Here is a 20288-nt window from a genome sequence, read left to right as displayed (position 1 = left end):
GGAGATCTTCGAAAAGTGTGTCTAAAGGTTTAGTCGTAAGCATGAAATGGATGCAAAACCAGAGTGCTTTCGCTTGAGTTGACGAGACCGATCGAAACATGGCCGCTCCGGGTAGTGCGGCACGTTGCATTGGATCGCATGGTGTCGTAAGCGGGACGATTTCGATGAGGTGGGTGCGCAAGCGTGATTTGCGCGGCGGACCCGCAAAGCGGCCGGCGACAGCCGCACAGGATCGAAGCGGTTTCGCGATCGGGGCTGGGCACAGGGGGCTGGGCCAAGGCGTTCGTTCGATGTCGGCCGGAACACGGGCCGGTCGTGAATGCCGAGCCGATGCCGGGACGAGATCGCTGTCTTCAAGGACTAAGACGATGAGACTCAGGGGCCAAGGGTTCGTGTTGGCGTTCACGGCGGTTGTTGTATGTGGGTGCGCGACGATCAGTCCGAAGTCGACCAAGTACGATCCCAGCGAACGTTCGCTGCCGGGGACGATCGTCGTTTCCGATCCGAAGCTTTACAGCCGCGAGGCGCTCATCAGCGAACGCAGTCGCGAGATGGCGCGGTTGCAGGAACTGATCGACGACGCGCCAAACGTCCAGTTCACGCCCGACATCTACCGGGACGTCGAGCGGATAAGCGCTCTGTCGGCCGCGCTCGGCTTGAAATTCGATCCCGCCGCAGGGTTGGACTACCGCCGCGACCAGGAGGGCGACAAAATCCAGCACGAGATCAACCAGCTGCGGCTTCAGCTTCAACTCGATCAGCTCAAGCGCGACGCCGAGATCCTGCGCAGCAAGCTGCCTGAGCAGACCGCGCCGGTGAATCCGAATCTCGGCGTTTCCGCATCGGCCCCCTTGGGTACGAGTCCTGGCAAGGTCGAGCCCGAAGCGCTGGACAAGCTCAAGACCCAGATCGATGCTTTGGTCGCGTCGATGAAGACAGCGTTCGCCGGCCAGGCCGGAAAGATCGCCGCGACCGACGCGCTTTCCAGTCCGTTCGACCGTTTTCGCGATCAGCAGGCCTATCTGGATTTGCTCAAGAGCGCGCGCAATGCGGCCTCGCTCGACGATCTGCACGATTATCGGGGCTCGGCGCTGGTCCGCCTCAATTTTCAGGTCACGGTCGTTCCCGATCCGAAGGCGCCCAGGTCGCTCGGCGTGGTCCAGGTAAGCGTCAAGCCGAAGGGCGGGGACGCTGATGTGGCCAAGCGGCAGTACATCGACGAATGGATGCTCAGCATCAACGCACATGCGCGAGTGAACGGCGATTTTGGCTTGGGCTCGGATGTGGCCGCGCTCGAACGCGAGGGCGCGGTCTTCGTCGACCGCAGCCTGGGGCAGCCCGTGGCCATGCCCAGCACCGGTTCGGCCTCGGCCGACAAGGCGCGGGCGGCGTTGGCGGCGGACGCCCGCTGGGGCGATCCGCCCGTGTCTTATTCCGAGTCGCTGTCCTGGCTTTCAAGCGTCGATGCGAAGGCGCTCGCGACAGGCATCGCGCAGTCGTGCGGGCCCGGTACTCCAGGGGTGCCGAGGCCTGCGGCGGTGGCCGCCTTCATGCGGGACGTGCATCGGGCGAAAGCGCGGATCCGCAGCTACGACTATCAAGTGCACCGCGACAAATGGTCTCCTGAGCGCCGGGCGACCGCGACTCAAGCCGACTTGGCCGAGGCCGAGAGATTCCTGGACGCGGCGCGCGGGCGAATGAGCGTCATAGGCGCATGCGCCGGCGCCGTCGCGGATATTCCAATGGACGCGGATGCCCTGCGCTCAGAGGGTTTGCTGGCGAAATTGGACGCGGCCATCAGCGAGGCGGGCGTCCGTATTTACGAGGTAGGCCCCAGGGAACAGGCGCAGCAGATGTCGACGAGCGCTCGCGCCGCCGACAGCATGGCGTTGGCGTTGTCCATAGCAGCGGCCGCGCCCGGGTCGGGCCGGGCGGCGAATGCCGCATTAGGCTATTCGCGGCAAGCCGTCGACAAGGTCAGCGCGCTCGAGCGGGTGCCGTCGGTGGTCGGATACACCGTGGGCGGCAAACAGACCTTCGGCTGGGTGCTCGGGCCGCGGGCGGTGGTGGACGCCAAGCATGGCAGCATCGATATCGAGCAGAGGTTGAAGCCTTACGACCTGTCCGTGGACATGTCGGTGCCGGCCTGGTGGCGCGCGATCGAGCTTCAGGTCGAAACCAAGTGGGGGCCGCAGACGGCGAAGCTGGTATCCGGCGAACTTGCGGGGTCGCAGAGTAAATCGATCGTCGTGCCGATAGACCGCAAGGCCGCGGACTTCGACTGGTTCACCTCGCTGTTGCTGGGCAGCGCCGACAGGGGCGTCCGGATCAGCCAAGTGTCGGGTACGGTGAATGCCTGCTTCCCTTCCGTGTTGCTGCTGGAGGGACGCAACGTATGGCGCGCACAGACCGTGATGGTGCTGGGCCAATCGTTGACGCCAAGCGATTTCAGCATCGCGCCGGACATGCGCGGCATCGTGGTGAAGGCGCCCGCGATTTCGCCGCGTCTGGCGGCGATGCAGAAAGACCGCTCGGTGTGGGTGATTTCACCGCACGGTCGGGACAGGCACGACCTGGATTACGTCGACGCCCCCTCGGGCGACGCCTGCAAGGACGGCGCGGCCGCCGCGCCCGCAGCTGCGGCGAAGCAGATGGCCATAGCGTCGATCAGTCCGGATCTGCATTTCGCGGTGCCGTCGGATTTCACGATCACCGTACAGGGCAAGAATCTGGACTTGGTCAAGAAGGTGACCTTGCACGGACAGGCGGGCGTGCTGAAGCCGCTTGGCGCCGACCGTTTGGAGATCGCTTTCTCGGCCGCCAAGACCCGAAGCATTCCCGCCGACGAGAGCGGGGCGAAGCTCGAATTCTTCGATGCCGCGAGCAAGCCGCTCGATACCAGGGCGGTGCGAATTTCCCGAGCGGGAGGGACCTGAGCATGAACGCCATCGGAAAAGGAGTTGCGCGCGCGAGCGGTTCAGGGATCTGGGCTGTCGTCGAGTCCGGACAAGAGGTCGCCGGCTTCGATCATGGCGCGTTCCCGAATATCGCGGATGGATCGAAGGTTTACTTCATCGACCTGCACCTCGACAGTTTTTGCGACAACGTGCAGTCGCAGTTCGATGTGGACGATTGCGTTCGCAGGGCGACGCCGGACAACGGTTTCGCGGCGGGAGCGGAGTTGCGTTTGCGCAACTACATCATGGAGGCGCTGCAGGTGGCGGTCATGGCCGGCAAGCCGCAGGCGTATGTGGATGCCCTGAAGCAGAAAATGCAGGAAGTCCACGATTCGGCGATGGAACTTCCGTCGAAGAAGGTCACCGTCGCGCTGCTCAAGCGGCTGGGTATTTCCGGGTAAAACTCGTCTGGGGTTCGGCTGCGCGCGACAACGCACGCAGCCGGAGCTGGAGGCCGCTTGAGCTTCAAGCGCTGCTTGTGCCGAAGTTCGCGAGCGGGGCGGCGCATGGCGGCGCCAAGGGCGCGGGCTCGCGAGGAGTCGGCCTGGCTGATCAGGCTGACCCCAACAACCCCCGCAACGACGGCGCCAATATCGCCGCAACCACCAACCGCGCCGCCTCCTCGCTGGCGCGTTCGATCCGCGCTTCCTCCTCGCCCGCGCCGGCCGCGACCGTGGCCACGCCGAGTTCCTTGACCGCGCCGACCAGGGCGATCGCGGTCAGCGAGAAATCGCGGGTCGGGATGAAGCCGGCGGCCATCAGTTCGCCGGCCTGGCGTTCGATCAAGGCGGCGAAGGCGCGGTAGGACGCGTTGCGGTGGCGCTCCATCTCGGCGCTGACGCCGACCGATTCGACGTAGGAGATGCGCGCCAGGCGCGGGTCGGCGGTCATCACCCGCAGGTAGGCGCGCACGCCGGCCTGGGCGCGCGCGACCACGTCGAGCGGGGCGTCGCGGGTCGCCGCCAGCGCCGCGTCCAGGGCCTGGCCGTTGACCGTGTCGTAGAGCGCGAACAGCACTTCCTCCTTGCGCGCGAACTCCTCATAGAAGTTGCGGGTGGAGATGCCGGCGGCCGCGCACAGGTGCTCGATCGAGGTACGGGCGTAGCCCTGCTCGGTGAACGCGGTCTTGGCCGCCTCCAGCAGCTTGTCGCGGCGTTCGGCGCGACGCTCGTCCGATGTGCGGTTGCGGTAGACGCGCGGGCGCGCCGGCGCCGCTTCGGCCGGTTCTGCGGAGGCGGTCAAAGGAATCTGGTCAGGGCTCTTGCCAGATGAGGCGGGCATGCAGTAGTGATCGCCGGGAATGTGGTCAGGTTGGTTTTCAGTTTATCCGGGAACCCCTGGCCGGCCAACGCGGCATCCACCCGCCCACCGGAGCACCCCAGATGAATCTACGTCGCGCGCTCGCCCTTGTCGCATTGCTCGTCGCCGCCTGCGCGGCCCTGCCGGCCGCGGCCGCGGACCGCGGTATCAACGACTGGCGCTGCACGCCGTCGGCGGCGCATCCCGAGCCGGTGGTGCTGGTGCACGGCCTCGGCGCCGGCCGCCTGCTCAACTGGGCCTACATGGGGCCGAAGATCGCCGCGACCGGGCGCTGCGTGTATTCGCTGGATTACGGCGCCGGCGCGTTCGGGGTCAAAGGCATCGCGCCGATGGCCGACAGCGCGATCGAGCTCGGCGGCTTCGTCGACCGCGTGCTCGCCGCCACCGGCGCGGCCAAGCTCGACATCGTCGGCCATTCCGAAGGCACCACGGTTCCGGCGTACTACATCAAATACGCCGGCGGCGCCGGCAAGGTCCGCAAGCTGATCGGTTTCGCGCCGAATTACCGCGGCACGACTTTGAACGGGCTCAACGATCTGGTGCATGCGCTGACCGACGCCGCGCCGTACCTCGGCGCCGCGTTTTACGACGGCGTGTGCGCCGCGTGCCTGGAATACCTGCCGCCTAGCGCGTTCCTCGACGAGCTCAACGCCGGCGGAACCGCGGCGGTGCCGGGCGTCGAGTACGTCAACATCGCCACCCGCTACGACCGCACCGTGGTGCCGTACACCAGCGGTTTCATGCAGGCGCCGAACGCGCGCGACGTGGTGTTGCAGGACCGCTGCCCGCTGGATTTCAGCAACCACGTCGGCATGGCGATCTCGCCGAACGTGCTGAGTCTGGTGCTCAACGCGCTGGATCCGCAGCGGCCGGCGACCTGCGTGCCGTACTGGCCGCTGGGTCTGTGAGCGTCCGCGCGCGTCCGGCCGCGCTGCGGCCGGACGCGCGCAAGGCCCGTACCGCGCCCGGGCCGCCACGCAACGGCGCGGATGCAGCGCAACGCGAACCTCCCCAATGCGAACCTCCCCCCGCAGTCAGGACGATACGAAATGAAAACCAAGCACAAGCTCAGCGCCGCGGCGCTGCTGGCGTTGTCGGCGCTGTCCGCTCACGCCGGCGCGGCAGAACCGGCGACCGAACGCGTGAGCGAACCGGCGGTCCGGCTCGCCTACCTGCAGCAGCAGGACGTGCAGGCGCGCTCCCTGCTGTTTCCCGCGTTCGGCAAGGCCAACGCGCAATTCGCTGCGGCGCCCGGGCCGTACAGCGTCGCCACCGACGCGGTGGTCGGCGATTGCCGCGGACTGGTCGGCCTGATCGCGAAACTGGTGCTGCTCGATACGGGCGTGCGCTGCGATGCCGCGTTCCCGTACGGCTTCGAAGACCCGATCAGCACCAGCGTGTATTACCCGCGCAACATCGGCCAGCTCGGCAAACTGCCGGTGGTGGTGTTCGCCGGCGGCATCCTGTCGAACCCGGGGCAGTACGCGCCGATGGTGCAGCACTGGGCCAGCCAGGGCGTCATCGTCATGAACGTCGGCGACTTCATCAACTCCACGCCGGCGATGCCGCTGCTCGGGCTCAACGAACTGATCCGCATGGATCGCGATCCGCAGTCGCCGTTGTTCGGCAAGGTCGATCTGGCGCGCACGCTGATCGCGGGGCATTCGGCCGGTGGGCAGGCGGCGCTGCAGACCGGCAGTTTTCCGGCGCGCGTGCAGGCGGCGATCGACCCGCGCCTGCGCATCGTCGGAGTGTTGCCGATCGAACCCGGACCGCTCGGCCTCAGCGCGACCCTGCAGGCGCCGGCGCTGATCCTGACCGGCGCGGCCGACACCGTGGTGCCGGCGATCGCCTGGCCGAACCTGTGGCAGGACCCGCAGCTGCAGCGGCTGCCGGCGTGGGGCGCGACCGCGCGCTTCGCGACCCATTTCAGCCCGGTGCGCGAGCTGAGGTACAACGAGTTCGGCGGCATCAGCACGGCTTTCATCCGCTATGTGTTGCAGGACAATGCGGCGGCCAAGGCCTATTTCGTCGGCGCGAACTACAAACTGTCGCTGGACGAACAGTTCGTGCCGAGCGCATGGCCGATCGTTGGCGTCGACCGCAATCGGGCCGCGGCGGAATTGAAGTAAGCGCGAAGCAGCGAACGCGACGCTCCGACGCGGACCGCGCCGGAGCGCCGCAAGCGCAGCCCGCGCGCCCATTGCGGGCGCAGCGGGCGCGCCGGCTCAGACGTCCTTGCCGCCTTTGCCCGCAGCGTCTTTGCTCGTGCTCTTGGTCGTACGCGCGACCTTGGCGACCGCCTTGGTCGCCGCCTGGGTGTCGAGCGCCTGCGGCTTCGCCACCACCCGGTCGCCATCTTCGCGCACCCGCCCTTGCAGGATCCCGCAGGTGCTGGTCGGATGGACGAAGCAGCGGCACGGCGTTTCCGCGCTCGGGTTGCCGTCGGAATTGGCGCCGATGAAACCCAGCGGCGCGTATTGTGGGTCGGCGCCGCGCGGCGGCTGGTAGGCCGCGTTGCCGGTGGAATCGAGCGGCCAGTCGATCTTGCCGGTGGTGCGCGCCGGGATCAGCCAGTAATCGCCGCTGCGGTATTCGCCGTCGGCGGCGAAGCGCACCTGCACGCCGTCTTCCAGGTCGATCCAGGCGTAGTCGCCGTTCTTGTCGACCACCGGCACCGCGCCGTCCTTCAGGCGCACGTCGCCGTTCGCGCTCTGGTCCCAGCGCCGCAGCTTGCTGGTCGGGCCGGGCAGGCGGTCCTGTTCGGCGGTGAGGATCAGCACGTTGCCTTCGACGCTGGCGATGCGGCACAGGCTGCCGGGCTCGCCGAGCAGGTCGTCGTCCTCGTCGCTGAGTTCGATCCATTGCGCGTCGCGGAAGTCGCGCGGGTTGGCCACTTCCAGACGGCTGCCGCCGCCGCCGATCCAGCGGGTCAGCACGCTGCCGTTGTCGCGCGACCATTTGAACGTGGCGGTGCCGCCGTCCTCGTTGCCGCGGTGGATCTCGACCCGGTACAGCTGGTTCTCGGCGCCGCGGTACTCGGCGTCGGGGCTGACGATGCACGGGTCGTCGAGGCGCTCGGCCGGGCGCAGCTGCGCGGCCAGGGTCGGCAGGTCGCGGTCGAACAGCGCCAGCGGCACCGCGCAGGACTGGCGGTAGTCCTCGTTCAATTGCGAGATGCGCTCTTGCAGATCGTCCAGGCGCGCCTGCAAGCGCGCGCGTTCGGCGTCGTCCTGGGTCGTGCCGAGGCGCGCTTTGGTCGCTTCGTAGCGATCCTTCAGCGCGCTTTCGATCTCGTCGAGCGCCAGCGCGCGCACCTGCCACACCACCTGGGCGCGGCTGCAGGTGTCGGGGCCGCCGAGCGCGACCTCGCGCAGTTGCGGCCATTCCACGCTGGTGAGGTGGCGCTCCCACACCTTGAGGTAAATCCAGAAGCGCGTGTCGTCGTCGCGGTTCGACGATTCCAGCCAGCGCCGCAGCGGGTCGCCGGAGCCTTGCTCCTTGCCCTGCGGCTGCGGGCGGAAGTGCGGCTGGGCGGTGTAGTCGCAGCCTTCGTTCTCGCACAGGATGCCCTGCACGTAGTAGCGGCCGGCGCCGATGCGCAGGCTCAGCGCGCCGTCGTCGCCGTCGAGCTGCAGGTCGAAGCCGGCGTTGTCGACCGGCGCGGCGTACGGCCCGAACAGGTCGCGCGCGAGCGTGCGCAGGTAGTGCAGCAGGATCGCGCCCTGCTCGTTCGGATCCGCGTCCAGGGTGACCCGGCCCTGTTGCAGCAGCACCTGGCTGAAATGGTTGCGGGGGTCGAAGCTCACCCGCGAGAAGTCGCCTTTCATGTCTGTGTCCTTTCAGGTCAGTCGGCAAGAAGAAGTCCGACCGTCATGCCGGCCGGGGTGTGCTGGTCCAGGCGCGCGCGCAGGTTGGCTTGGCGCTGGGGTTCGAACAGATCGTGGTAGACGCCGGGCTCGGACTGGTCGTCGGCGCCGCGGAACAACTCGGGCGCGCATTCGGCCGCGAGCCGCGCGTAGCCGGGACGGCCGTAGCGGCGCGAGCGGTAACGCGGCCGCAGGCGCAATCGTTCGGCCGCGATCAGTTCGGCTTCGACATCCGCCGGCCACTGCTGCGCGCGGATCGCGGCGATCGCTTCGTCGGGCTGGCAGCGGTAGCGGCGCGGCGTGCGGCAGCGGCACGGCACGTAGCAAAAGCGCATGCAGCCCAGTTGCCGGCGGGCGACGTTGAGGCAGTCGTTGAACAGGCTGTTTTCGGCCAGTTCCACCGCATGCACCTCGACCCTGCCGAACAAGGTGCAGCGGCGCATGGTCAGACACGCGTGGGCGACCGCGGCGGCGGGCGCGCCGATCGCCTGCTCGCGCGGGCCGGCGGCGTCGACGATGCTGTCCTCGATCGACAGCGGGATCGGATCGGTGCCGACTTCGTCCTCCTGCACCTGGATCGAGCCGAGGATGCTGTGGCGCACGCTTACCTTGGCGCGCACGCCATGCAGCTCCAGGCTCGGTTCGGCCGGACGCTCGGGTTCGCAGCCGCAATCGATGCCCCAGCCGGGCACCAGGGTGCAATGGCGGATCGAGACTTCGGCGGCGCAGTTCGGCGTGGCTTGCGCGTCCTGTGCGTAGGTGCCGGGCTCGCGCGGCGCGCACACGTGCAGCGGCCGCCCGGTCAGCAGGATGCCGTCGAGATGGAAGCGGCTGCCCACGTCCATTTCCACGGTCAACGCGTCGGGCAGGTCGGTCTGCCAGTCGATCAGGCGGATCACCGGACGCACGCCGTCGGCCGCGCGCAGAGTCAGCGACTGGCCGGGGCGCAGGCGGACATGCAGCGGTTCCACCCACACGCCGCTGTGCAGCAGTTCGATCACCGCATGCTGCGGCGATTGCTCGTTCCAGCGCCGCAGCGCGTCGCCGATGCGCGGCACCACCGGCGGCAAGGCCGGGTCCTGGTCCGCGGCGGCGGCCGCCTCGCTGTCGCCGACCCGGTACAGCACGAAGTCCTGCGCCGGATCCTGCACTCCGCGCAGATACTCGCCGCCGCCCAGGTCCATCGCGAAGCCGTAGCGATAGCTGACCCGCACGCCTTTCTTCGGCACCTGCGACGGCGGGAACATCAGCCGCCCGAGCACCGGATCGACCGCGACCTTGCCGCGCGGCGTGCGGTAGCGCCAGCCGCTGAGGTCGGCGACCACGATCGCGCTGGCCGGCACCGGCTGGCTGCCGTCGCTGCCGGCCCATTGTTCGGCCCAGATCGCCAGGCTGGCGTCGCTGCCGTATTCCTCGGCCAGCCCGTCGCGCAGCGCGCGCCGGCTCAGCGGCAGCGGCAGGTTGCCGGCTTCGGCCAGATGGCTGGGGTCGGTTTCCGGCCGCGGCTTGCGGTACAGCGGCGCGTCCTGGCCGAGCACGCTGAAGGTGTAGCAATGCGGGCCGGCGTCTTCGACGCAGTAAGCCGGCGTGCGCGTGACCGGATAGCTGCGCATGCGCCAGGCGAACACGCCGACGCTCGGAATGTTGTGGCGGCCGACCCGACGGTGCGAGGCGATGCGGCGCACGTCGACGCTGTGGGCGAGGGTGTCGAACGGACTGCCGCAACGCTCCAGCGCGGCGCCGTCGCGCATCGACGCGGTGCCGAGGCGGTCGCTGTGCAGATGGTTGATGTCCTGCGTGCGGTCGAGCAGCTTGAAGAATTCGACCGCGCGGGTCGGCCAGCCGGCGACGTCGAAGGCCAGGTCTTCGAGCAGGGCGATCGTGCCCTTGCGCCGGCGCTGGCCGATCAGGTGGGCGACTTCGCGCCGCGGCACCAGCGCGCGGTTCAGCGCCTGCCCGGACGCACCGAGTTCGCGCGACAGCGCGCCGGCGGCGAGCACCGGGCGATAGCCGAGCAGGTCGGCGAGGTACGGCACCGCCCAGTCGTCGGCGGTTTCCACGAACCAGTTGTCGTAGAGCCGGGCGATGTCGTCCTCGACCAAATTCATCTGCTCGGCGATGGTGCGCAGCAGCGCCTGCAGCGGATAGCCCTGCTCGGCATCGCGGATGCGGTGGATCGCCGGCAGCAGCCGGTAGAGGCGGTCGACGCGCGGCGGGACGTGCAGCGAGGGAATATCCATGTCGGCGCTCACTGGACCGGGTTGAGGATCAGGGTGTCGGGCACCGCGGCGGCGAAGAACGCCAGCTGCGCGGGACGGATGCGGTCGCCCTCGGGTTGCGCGCGCTGGGCGTCGACGCGCGGCGGCGGCTGCAAGGGCTCGTGGAAGCCGTCGTCGTCGAAGCCGTTGCTGTCGTCGTCGCCGTCGAGGATCCGGCGCACGGTGTCGGTGATTCCGTCCTGGGTGATCAGGCGGCGTTTCTTCGTGTACCAGTCGATCTCGGTTTCCGGGATCGCGCCGAAGCTGTCGACGTCGACCCAGTCGATGCCGCGCACCGACTGCATCGCCGCGACCAGCTCGCACAGCAGGGCCGGCTGCGCGATGGCGCGGGCGTGGAAGCCGAAGCGGTCGAGCAGGCGCTCGCGCACCGCGGTGGAGACCGGTTCCCAGCGATAGCCGGGCAGCAGTTTCAGCTTGGCCTGCAGCACCAGCGCCAGCCGCTCGCGCATCGCCACCTGCACGGTCAGGGCCGGGTCGCCGAGTTCGCGCAACGCGCTCAACAGGTTGCGATAGAGGTCGGAGTCTTCGTCGATCGGCATATCGTCGACGCCGGCGACGGTGATGTGGACCAGCTCGCGGATACCGTCGCCCAGGCGCACCGCGTCGGCCTTGGCGATGCCGGCGAACATGCGGGTGAAGTCGGCGTAGTCCGACAGCGACACCAGCCGGTCCAGCGCCATCAGCGAACGCGGCGCGTTCTCGCGGATCAGTTCCAGGGTTTCGCGGTCGGCGCCGCCGGAGGCGCGCAGCGGGTTGACCACGTCCTTGATCCCGAGCGGGCGGCTGACCAGCAGCGAGATCTGGCCGGCGCGCACGTTGCCGACGCCGCCGATGCCGTTGCGGTATTCCGCGCGCAGGTTCTCGAACCCGCTCGGCGGGCGCAGGCCGTGCTCGCCGTCGCCGAAGATCACCTGGGTGACGCCGTCGTCGCCGGTCTGGGTGACGAAGGCGCGCGCGTCCGGCGCCAGCGCCGACAGGCTGTCGGCTTCCTGCCATTCCACGCCGTCGACCAGCACCTTCAGCGTGCTCGCCGCGCCGGCCGCGGTCGCCGCCGGGCGATACGTCAGCGGCGGCTGGCGCAGGGCGAAGCGCTGCATCGGCCGGCGCGCATCGCTGCTGCCGAGCGTTTCGCGCCGGCTCTCGCCGTGGCTGGCCGGGACCACGTTGGCGTGGATGCGCAGGCCGTCGCGGTAGTAGGTGTTGGCCAGCGATGTGGCCAGGTGCAGGGTGGTGTGCGGGCGGTCGCCGGGCAGGTAGGCGTCGTAGCCGTGTTCCAGGCCGGCGACCATCATCAGCTCGCTGGCGCGCACGCCGCGCACGCCGGCGATGTCGCTGCGCTCGCCTTCGACCACGATCCAGCGGCCCGATTGCAGTTCCTGGTGCAGCGGGCCGAGTTCCAGCGCGTTGCCGGCGACGTCGCCGAGGATCGGTTCGGGCACGACCTGCAGGCGCGCGCGCTGCGGGTGCAGCCAGGTGCGGCGCAGTTCGGCGATGTCGGCGACGCCGTCCTTGCCGGCTTCGATCTTGCGCCAGTCGCCGCCGAAGTCGAGTTCGGTGCTCTCGCCGGATATGCCGTAAGCGTTGCGCGGGCCGGTGCGCGCGGCGTCGACGGCGAGGATGCGGTAATCCGGCAGGCCGTTCGCGCCGGGGCGGGTGACCAGCACCAGATCGCCCTGCGCCAGCAGCGGCAGCGATTTGCCGAGGAAGGCGTTGCTCGCGGTTTCGTCGCCGGCGTACAGCCAGTCCGGCCAGTTCTGCACCGCCGGCACCTTGTTGTTGACGATCTCCGGCATCGGCCGGCCGGCGCCGGCGCCGAACAGCGCTTCGCCGGCGCCGAGCGAATACAGCGCGGTCAGCGCCTGGTAGGGCAGATGGGTGTCCGGCTCGGCGCCGCGCCAGGCCTGGTAATAGCTGTCCTTCAGGCGCGGGGCGAAGTCGGTGATCAGTTGCGGTTGCAGGTCGGCGCCGTAGTCGAACGCGCTGCGCAGATCGCGGCGCAGGCGCTGCGGGCTGGCGGCCTGGACCACCGGCTTGTTCAACAGGCCGTCGACGAAACGGTCCGGCGAACTGGTCGCCGCGCCGGCCGCGGCCGGTTGCAACTGGGCGATGGCGGTGCAGAAGTTCTGGATCAGGCCGATCGATTCTTCTTCCTCGACGCCGCCGAGCAGCTCGCCGTCCCATTCCTGCAACGGAGCCACCTGCACGCCTTGTTCGATCCGCGCCAGCAGCGATTGCGCGTTCTGCACCGCGACCGCGTCGCCCTGGCCCTGGCCTTGCCGCCACTGCAATTGCGAGATCAGCAGCTTCAGCATCGACAGCGCCTGGGCCAGCACCGCCGCCAGCGGCAGCACGATGCGGTCGATCGCATCGTCGAACTCGTCGAGCGGGACCAGCGCCGCGCCGCTCGCGCCTTTGGCGATGCGCTCGTGCCACTGCGCCAGCGGCCAGTGCGGAGCGCCCAGGCGCACCGCCGACTGCAGCGCCTGCGCGCGCGCCAGCGCTTCGGCGCCGCTGCTGCCGAGCGGCGCGAGCTTGGAAATCAACGTGGCCAGCGGCGCCAGCGCCTGCGCCAGCAGCGGCTGCATGGGTTGCAGCGCGATCGCGCTGCGCTGGGCGGCGAAGTCGGTCTCGACCGCGGCGACGCGGCGGATCTGGTCGACCGCGCTCGCGCCCGCGCCGAAGCGGAACAGCAACAGTTCGCCGGCCTGCACGCCGGTGGCGACGCCCTGCACATAAACACGGTCGAGCGACAGCACGCTTGCGCTGTCGATGCCTTGCGGGCGTTCGCGCCGGATCGACAAGTCGTTCCATTCGCGCCGCGCCTGCAGCGGCGCGTCGGTTTCGAACGACTGCGGCAACTCGCCGGGGCCGGGAATGCTCTGCGCGCGGGTGCCGACCGGCAGTTCGACCGGTTCGGCCTGATTGGCGTCGACGGTGTAGGACAGGAACACGCTGGAAGACACGCCCGGACGCGGCGCGTAGCCGACCAGCCGCGCCATCTCGACCAGCGAGCGGCGTTCGGTCGCGGTGCGCACATAGCCTTCGTTGGCGATGCGCTCCTGGTAGAACGTCAGCACGTCGGCGACGGTGGCCCAGGCGTCGAGCAGGGCGATCGCCGGGTCGGCCGGGTCGCGCGTGGTCAGCGCCTGCAACGGCCGCAGCGTGCGCGGCGGCTGGCCGTCGTCGCCGGCGATGTCCACTTCGACGGTGGACAGCCGCGCCTTCATGCTGGCCATGAAGCGGCCGTGGGTGCCGACGCGGTAATTCAGCGCGGGCAGGCCGGGCCGGTTGGCGATGTCGACCGGGGTCAGCGCGGCGATGCCGTCGCAGCAACCGCAGGCGCCGTCATCGCCGCAACCGCCGCCGCAGCCGCAACCGGAAGCGTTGCTCAGGGAGTTCATCGTCCACCTCCGACGCCGATGGCGAGCTTGCCGTGTTCGGGATAGTTGGGATCGTTGTCCAGGCGCGGGATCTCGTGCGCGCCCAGGCGCAGCACGCCGTCTTCGAGTTCGCGGTTGGGCGCTTCGAACAGGCGCTGCAGGCGCACCACCCGCGCGCACTCCACGCCCGGCACCGACATCGCCTCGGCGACCAACGCGCTGACCCGCAGGTGCTGGCCGAAGCCGAGCCGGTCGGGATGGAAATAGCCGAGTCCGCCGTCGCGGCGGCGGCCGTTGCCGAAGCGGTCCAGCAGCGCCGCTTCGACTTCGCCGCGTTCGTAGCCGGGCAGGGCGCAGCACTCCAGCGCCAGCTCCAGCGCCACGTAGACCGCGGTTTCCACGTGCAGGTCGTGGCCCATGCGCCGCACCCGTTCCAGCGCGGCCTGGGTCTGTTCGATCAGCTCCGCGTCGGCCGGCACCAGGCCGTAGGGATCGAGCGCGACATCGGCTTCGTACCAACTGCCGGTCCACACCAGCTCGCCGTTGGCGCGCTGCACGCGCGGGTCGCGTTCGGCGATGCGCGCGTAGTCGTCGGCGGTGATCGCGCGCATCAGCCGGGTGCGGAACGCGCCGGGCGCGAGCAGGCGCGCCTGCGCCAGCGATTCGGGATCGCTGCCGCCGGCGGCGGCGAGCGGGTTGTCGATGCTCAGATGCAGCCCGTTCCATTCGCCGTCGCCGAGCACGAGGCGGTTGATGCTGTGCGCGCCGACGTTGCCGGCGCGGCCGTTGCCGAGCCGGTAGCGCGCGGCGAAGCTCAGTCCCGGATCCGGGCGGCGGCCGAGTTCGCCGTTGCCGAAGCGCAGACGCGCGCGGCCGTCGTTGTCGATCTCGGCGACCACGTGGCGGTCGTCGGGGCGGCTGGCGAGCAGGTCGAACACCGGCGTCCACACGCCGCCGCCGCTGTCGTCCAGGCGCAGCGCCGGACGCGCCGCGCGCGGGTCCTGGACGAGGCTGGCGCTGGCCGCGCGCGCCGGCGGCGGCGCCGCTTCGGCGTGGGTCAGCGGCGCGTCCGGCAGGCGCCAGTGGAAGCGCCCGGGCAGGCGCTGCACGTCGCCGGGCTGGTCTTCGCACAGGCATTCGGCTGCGCCGGGCTGTTCCGGCACGACGCCGAGATCGCGCGGGCCGACGCTGGCGCCGTGATCGACCAGCACCACGTTGGCGAAGGCCATCGACACATCGTGCAGGCGCGTGCAGGTCGGCGCCGGGCCCAGCGCCGACAGGCACAGCGCGAACGGCAGCGCATCGTCGCGATGCCAGTGCACTTCAAGCAGCGGCATCGGCCGCGCCGGGCCGTGTCGCTCGTCGCCCGGCGTGCCGACCACGACCGGGAACAGCGGATCTTCGCTGCGTTCGACCCGGGTCAGCCGCACCGGCCACACCCGGGTCGGGTCGGCGTCGGCTTCCAGCCCGGTGCGCGCGCCGCGCACTTCGCGCAGCAGCAGCACGTCGCCGGGCTTGAGGTTCAGCGCGCGCGCGTCGCCTTCGGCGTCGATCCAGGCGTCGCGCAAGGTCGCGTGGGTCGCGCCGCGCGGCAGGCAGCAGTCTTCGCGGCCCCAATCGTAGAAGCCGACCCGGCTGTGCGCGGCGTACAGATGCAGCGTCGCGCAATCCGCCGGCAGCATCGGTTCGAAGCGTTCGCAGGCCAGCGATGGATGCTCGGCCATGCGCTTGGGGCCGAGCACGTTCGGCAGCGCCAGCGCCGGATCGACGCCGCTGAGGAAGGCCATCGCCGCGGTCGGCAGGCTCACGTCCTGATCGGTTTCGATCGCGACCCAGGCGCGCGCGTTGCAGCCTTCGTGCAGGAAGTAGTCGACCAGGCGCGCGTGCCGGCGCACCGAGATGCGCTGGCGCGCGGTGCCCAGATAGGCTTCGGTCGCGACCGCGTCCTGGAAATAGCTGAGGTAATCGCCGGCGTAGGCCAGCAGCTCGGTCAGGGTCACGCCGAGGTCGGGCACGTGGGTCAGCGGCCAGTCCGGCGCGATCAGCGCGAGCCGGTCCTGGATCAGCCGGCGGAAGCTGGCGTAGTCCTTGGCCAGATAGGAAATCGCGGGCTCCGCCGGCGGCGCTTCGACGCAGGCCTGGGCCGGCTTGCAGTCCAGGTCCGACGGGCAGCCGACCTTGAACGAGAACTCGGCGCTGGCGTACATCGGGTCGAGGCCGTCGATGTCGAGCAGGCGCAGGCGGTAGCGCGAATGGTCGCCGTAGCGGTCCAGGCGCAGCGTCAGCCAGTCGTCGACGTCGGGCTCGCCGCTGGCGTGCGGGTCGGCGTCGAGGATGCGGATGTCGCGGATGCGCGCGCCGCCTTCGATGCGCAGGTGGCGCTCCAGCGCCGGCCCGTCTTCGGCCAGTTCCGGCGGCAGCTTGCCGAGGAAGTACACGTGCAGGGTCAGCTGGTCGGCGGAGACTTCGACGAAGTCCAGGCCGACCCGGCCCTGGAAGGCGCGGACCGCGTCGCGGCGCGGGTCGTTGCGGCAGGAAAGATTCATGGCGGTGTCCTGGCCTGGGCGCATGCGTTCAGATGGGGCGGACGAAGCGGGCGTCGACCTGCTCGCGGGTGCGCAGCAGCAGGTAGCTGAGGCTGACGGTGAGGGTGGCGTCGTCGCTGTCGACGCGCAGCTCGCGCACTTCGATCAGGTCCGACAGCCAGCGTTGCAGCGCCGCTTGCAGGGTGAACTGCACGGTCGCGGCCAGCTCGGGGCTGTTGCCGGCGAACACCAGCTGCATCAGGCCGCTGCCGAAGTCGGGGCGGTTGACCCGTTCGCCGGGTTGGGTGAACACCAGTTGTTCGATCAGGTCGCGCACGTAGCCGGCGTGGTCGGTCTGCGCGCTGCGGCCGCGGCCGTCGATGCGGAAGGGGAAGTCGAGATGCATGGCGTGGGCTCCTAAGCTCGGTGTGCTGGGCGCTGCGCTCACGTCGCCAATACGCGGGTCTGCACGGCGCCGACGATCGGCGCGCCCTGCGGAATCTGTTCGGCGCTCTGGCAGATGCCGGGGCCGGGCCCGGGCCCCGGCGGCGGCACCACCATCGCCGGCAAGCCCATGATCGTCACGCGCGCCGACGGCATCGCCCATTTGATCGTCACGCACGGCTGCGGCTTGCCGTTGGGCAAGGTGAAAGGACAGCCCATCACGCTGATGGTCGGCGCGCCGGGCGGAATCGTCGCCACCGGTTGCGCCGACACCAGCACGCGCGTCTGCGTCGGCGCGATCTTGGCCTGGCCGGCCGCGTGCTGGCAGGTCAGCGCGGCGTTGACGTGAAGCAGGAATCCGGGCATCGCGGCGTCCTCAGGTGATGGCCATGGCGGTCTTGTTGAAGGTGATGGTCGGCCCGACCAGCCAGATCGACGCGCCCTTGCCGTTGTCGATGTAGATGCCGCTGTCGTTGACCACGAGCATCGCGCCGGTGGTGGTCTGCAGCACGATGCCGCCGGTCAGCGGCGTCGGCGGCAGGTCGCTGATGATCAACTGGTTCTGCAGCACGGTCGAAATGATGATGCTGGGGTCGAGCGGATTGCTGAGCTTGGACATCGACGGCGCATCGGCCTGGGTGTCGAAGCGGCAGCCCATCCACACCGGCTTGTTGACGTCGCCGTGTTCGAACATGACCCACACCGCGGCGCCGACCGTGGGCACCATGTATACGCCCATGCCGGGGCCGGTCGGCCCGGCCAGCGGCGTGCACGGTTCGGCCCAGGTCGAGGGCACGAAGGTGGTCACGTCGGGAATCATCAGCAGCAGGCGGCCGCGGAATTCCGGGTCGGTGTTCAAGGTCACCGTGCCGCGGTAGAGGCCGGGAAACTGCCCGTTGCGCGAGGCGTTGCTCATATCGGCACCTTCGGCGTCAGCGAAATCAATCCGTCGCGGCTGAGTTGGAAGCTCTGCTTGTATTCGCCGCGCTTGAGCGAGTGGGTGACGCTGTCGACGTAGTACATGCCGTCGTAGGCCAGCCCGGCGCCGCGCACGCCGACCAGCATGCGCGAGCGCAGCACGTGGCCGTAGCGCAGCACGTCGAGCGAGCCGGTCGCGGTGATCGCGTTGGCCGAGCCCTTCAGCAGCCGGCCGAGCATCTTCTTGATCGTGTACGGCACCGAGTCGCCGCCGGTGTCGCGCGACAGCACCATCTTCAGCGGCGGCGTCGGCCGCGCGCCGAGCGGCGGCTGGAACACGCTGATCGCGGGAATCGGGATCGGGATCGGAATGCGCCCGGTGACCGGGTCGTTGACCGTGACCAGCAAGGTTTCCTTGGCCAGCCCGTCCAGGCCGAAGCTCAGCGATTCGACGTTGGTGTCGGCGTCCATGTTCACGCTCAGCGCCGGCTGCGGCACCGGGATGCGGATGTCGGGGCCGAGGTAGGCGATGCTCTGGCCCGGCAGCGGGCCGGGATCGACGTAGAACACGAAGCCGTTGGCTTCGGCGATGCGGCGCAGGTGCGACAGGTCGGTGCCGTTCTGCGATTCGATCTTCTCGGTCATGATCGGCTGCTCCGGGATGAAGCCCGGAATCACGATCGGCGTCACCCCGAACATCGCGTAGCGCGCCAGCACCAGATAGGCCTGCACGGTGTCGGACATGTTCGGATAGGGGATCGCCAGTTCGATCAGGTCCATCGCCGCGCTGAGGTCTTCGCCGGTGATGGTCAGCGTCGACTGCCCCGGCTCGCTGCTCGGCGCGAGGTCCTGGCGGGTGACGATGCCGTCCATCAGCACGTGCGGCAGCCCGCCGAGGGTGACGGCGACGATGACCCGCGTGACCAGCGGATCGAAGTAGCCCGCCGGCAGCAGCGTGGTCAGCAAAGGCGACAGCTTGCCGACGCTGAAGGTCAGCTGGAACCCGCTCTTGTCGCGCCCGCTGGTCACTTCCACGCTTTGCAGCGCGTCGATCACCACCTGCGGCGCCGGCGCGGGCACCGCCGGGCCGATCATCACGGTGAGATGGATGCCGGTGACCACGGATCACTCCCGCGCCGGAGGCGGCACGCCGTCGGGCAGGGCGATGCGCACGATCGCGCCGGGCTCGGCGGTCAGCTCGTCGGGATGCATCGTCGCGTTGGCGTCGCACAGGCGCCAGAACGCTTCGGCGTCGCCGAGTTCGCGCGCGGCGATCAGGTCGGGGCGGTCGCCCTCGACGACCCGGCGCCGGGCCAGCGTCGCCAGCGCGTCGGCCGCCGGCAGGAAACGCCGGCGCAGGTACGGCAGCGCGCCGCCGTCGGGCTGCGGCAACTGCGCGACGGCGATGTCGTAGTAGCGGCTGCCGGGCGGAAAGTCGTAGTTGGCCATGATCGTTCCTCAACCGATTCCGGAAATGCCGAGCGTGCGGAAATCGCCGCCGACCGCGCGCGCGGCCAGGCGCTCGCGCGCTTGCAGGTAACCCACGAACAGGCCGCCGCCGCGGCTGTCGAAGCCCAGGTCGTCGACGCTGAGCACGCGCAGGCCGAGATTGACCTTGGCCCGGATCGGATTGAGCTGGGTGTCGAAGGCCTCCTCGGTGATGCTCAGTTCGGTGACCCGCACCGGCACGATGCGCTGCGGGCCGAACACGAACACCGCCAGCGGCGCCATCGCGGGAGCGATCTCCAGCGAACCGCCGGCGGCGATGCCGTTGGCGGCGATCAGCGCGGCGCTGGTCGGCTGCACCAGCGCTTCCAGCGTGGCCAGATCCGGATGCAGGCCGACGCTGATCGCCGGCTCGGTGCCGGCGGCGAGCGCGTCGGTGGCGTCGATCTCGGCTTCGAGCTTGATCGTCTCCACTGCCGGCCCCTTGAACCGCAGCGCTTCGCTGCGTTCGCCGGCCTCGCCGCCCACGCCCTTGACCTGCAGCGTGCGGCTGAGCGTGTCGGGGTTGTATTGCAAGGCGATGATGCGCAGCACGCTGCCGGCCAGCGGGTCCAGCAGGGCCAGTCCGCCTTTGATCAGCTTGGGTGCGTTGGGGGGCGCGCTCATGGTCGCGGGTCTCTGCAAGTCGGATTCATCGGTAGGCCTCGACCACGCCGCGCAGGTAACGGCCGCTGCGCCGGTCGAGCGCGGCGGTGACCATGCTCAGCGGGCATTCCTCGGCGTCGTCGTCGAAGCGCACGATCGGCAGGCGGTAGTAGGCGTTGTCGGGGTCGTCGAGATCGATCGCCCATTGCGCGCCGTCGGCGGCGGACAGCAGCGCCCGGCCGACGTGGCGCGCGGCGGCGTCGAGCGTCTCGCGCTGCGCGGGGGCGAGCAGCTTCTCGGGGCCGGCGTAGCGCTCGAGCAGGAACGCTTCGAGCGCGTCGAGCGAATCCTCGTCCGCGCCGAGCTTCGCGCCGATCAGCGCGTCGAGCGCGGCGCGCGCCTCGTCCTCGCCGGCGAGCCAGCGCTGGAAGGCTTCGCGGGAATGCAGCTGCAGGGCGCGGAACGGGTTGGACACGGCGACGATCCTCGATGGCGTAAAGACGCG

At 69.7% G+C, this 20288-nt stretch carries 16 protein-coding genes; 4 read left to right on the top strand and 12 right to left on the bottom strand.

The annotated features are described in order from the left end of the window. Nucleotides 1-368 precede the first annotated feature (368 nt). Together JHW38_RS09220 and JHW38_RS09215 are read left to right on the top strand one after the other, a co-directional pair. Complete coding sequence (locus JHW38_RS09220) at nt 369-2936, top strand: hypothetical protein (RefSeq protein ID WP_207525648.1); 2568 nt, start codon at nt 369-371, stop codon at nt 2934-2936. Between the two features lie 2 nt (nt 2937-2938). Next, complete coding sequence (locus JHW38_RS09215; protein WP_207525647.1) at nt 2939-3358, top strand: hypothetical protein; 420 nt, start codon at nt 2939-2941, stop codon at nt 3356-3358. Nucleotides 3359-3509: 151 nt separating this feature from the next. Here JHW38_RS09215 and JHW38_RS09210 read toward each other — a convergent pair whose 3' ends face one another. Beyond that, entirely contained in the window at nt 3510-4199 is a 690-nt protein-coding gene (locus JHW38_RS09210; RefSeq protein WP_207525646.1) for a TetR/AcrR family transcriptional regulator, read from the bottom strand. Nucleotides 4200-4339: 140 nt separating this feature from the next. Between JHW38_RS09210 and JHW38_RS09205 the strand changes: the two genes are divergently transcribed. Both JHW38_RS09205 and JHW38_RS09200 read left to right on the top strand, forming a co-directional pair. Continuing rightward, the gene (locus JHW38_RS09205) at nt 4340-5185 is read left to right on the top strand and encodes an esterase/lipase family protein (RefSeq protein ID WP_207525645.1); all 846 of its coding nucleotides are present in this window, start codon (nt 4340-4342) and stop codon (nt 5183-5185) included. 141 nt (nt 5186-5326) lie between these two features. Then, on the top strand, nt 5327-6409 hold the full coding sequence (locus JHW38_RS09200) for an alpha/beta hydrolase family protein (protein ID WP_207525644.1): 1083 nt from the start codon (nt 5327-5329) through the stop codon (nt 6407-6409). A gap of 96 nt (nt 6410-6505) precedes the next feature. On the opposite strand, the gene JHW38_RS09195 is transcribed toward JHW38_RS09200, so the two are convergent. The 11 genes from JHW38_RS09195 to JHW38_RS09145 are packed head-to-tail and all read right to left on the bottom strand — an operon-like array spanning nt 6506 to nt 20258. Beyond that, a complete protein-coding gene (locus JHW38_RS09195) occupies nt 6506-8107 on the bottom strand; it encodes a DUF6519 domain-containing protein (RefSeq protein WP_207525643.1) in 1602 nt (533 codons plus the stop codon). A gap of 17 nt (nt 8108-8124) precedes the next feature. After that, on the bottom strand, nt 8125-10386 hold the full coding sequence (locus tag JHW38_RS09190; protein WP_207525642.1) for a hypothetical protein: 2262 nt from the start codon (nt 10384-10386) through the stop codon (nt 8125-8127). A gap of 8 nt (nt 10387-10394) precedes the next feature. After that, nucleotides 10395-13826 (bottom strand): putative baseplate assembly protein, encoded by a 3432-nt coding sequence (locus tag JHW38_RS09185; protein ID WP_207525641.1) that lies wholly within the window; start codon nt 13824-13826, stop codon nt 10395-10397. Continuing rightward, nucleotides 13823-16351: a putative baseplate assembly protein gene (locus JHW38_RS09180; protein WP_207525640.1), complete on the bottom strand. Its 2529-nt coding sequence runs from the start codon at nt 16349-16351 to the stop codon at nt 13823-13825. The genes JHW38_RS09185 and JHW38_RS09180 overlap by 4 nt, the downstream gene beginning before the upstream one ends. Nucleotides 16352-16379: 28 nt before the next feature. Further along, nucleotides 16380-16736 (bottom strand): GPW/gp25 family protein, encoded by a 357-nt coding sequence (locus tag JHW38_RS09175; protein ID WP_207525639.1) that lies wholly within the window; start codon nt 16734-16736, stop codon nt 16380-16382. A 38-nt stretch (nt 16737-16774) separates the two neighbouring features. Beyond that, complete coding sequence (locus JHW38_RS09170) at nt 16775-17140, bottom strand: hypothetical protein (protein WP_207525638.1); 366 nt, start codon at nt 17138-17140, stop codon at nt 16775-16777. A gap of 10 nt (nt 17141-17150) precedes the next feature. Then, nucleotides 17151-17690, bottom strand: a complete 540-nt coding sequence (locus JHW38_RS09165) for a phage baseplate assembly protein V (RefSeq protein WP_207525637.1) — start codon at nt 17688-17690, stop codon at nt 17151-17153. Then, on the bottom strand, nt 17687-18814 hold the full coding sequence (locus JHW38_RS09160) for a hypothetical protein (protein WP_207525636.1): 1128 nt from the start codon (nt 18812-18814) through the stop codon (nt 17687-17689). The genes JHW38_RS09165 and JHW38_RS09160 overlap by 4 nt, the downstream gene beginning before the upstream one ends. 3 nt (nt 18815-18817) lie before the next feature. Beyond that, nucleotides 18818-19141 (bottom strand): LysM domain-containing protein, encoded by a 324-nt coding sequence (locus JHW38_RS09155; RefSeq protein WP_207525635.1) that lies wholly within the window; start codon nt 19139-19141, stop codon nt 18818-18820. 9 nt (nt 19142-19150) lie between these two features. Then, nucleotides 19151-19804, bottom strand: coding sequence for a hypothetical protein (locus tag JHW38_RS09150; RefSeq protein ID WP_207525634.1), 654 nt, complete (start codon nt 19802-19804; stop codon nt 19151-19153). A 25-nt stretch (nt 19805-19829) separates the two neighbouring features. Next, a complete protein-coding gene (locus JHW38_RS09145; RefSeq protein ID WP_207525633.1) occupies nt 19830-20258 on the bottom strand; it encodes a hypothetical protein in 429 nt (142 codons plus the stop codon). Between the last annotated feature and the right edge of the window lie 30 nt (nt 20259-20288).

The sequence above is a fragment of the Lysobacter enzymogenes genome (assembly GCF_017355525.1).
In the GTDB taxonomy this organism is placed as follows: Bacteria; Pseudomonadota; Gammaproteobacteria; order Xanthomonadales; family Xanthomonadaceae; genus Lysobacter; species Lysobacter enzymogenes_C.
The sequence above is the reverse complement of the archived record's forward strand: the minus strand, read 5'-3'. Positions and strand labels throughout refer to the sequence as shown.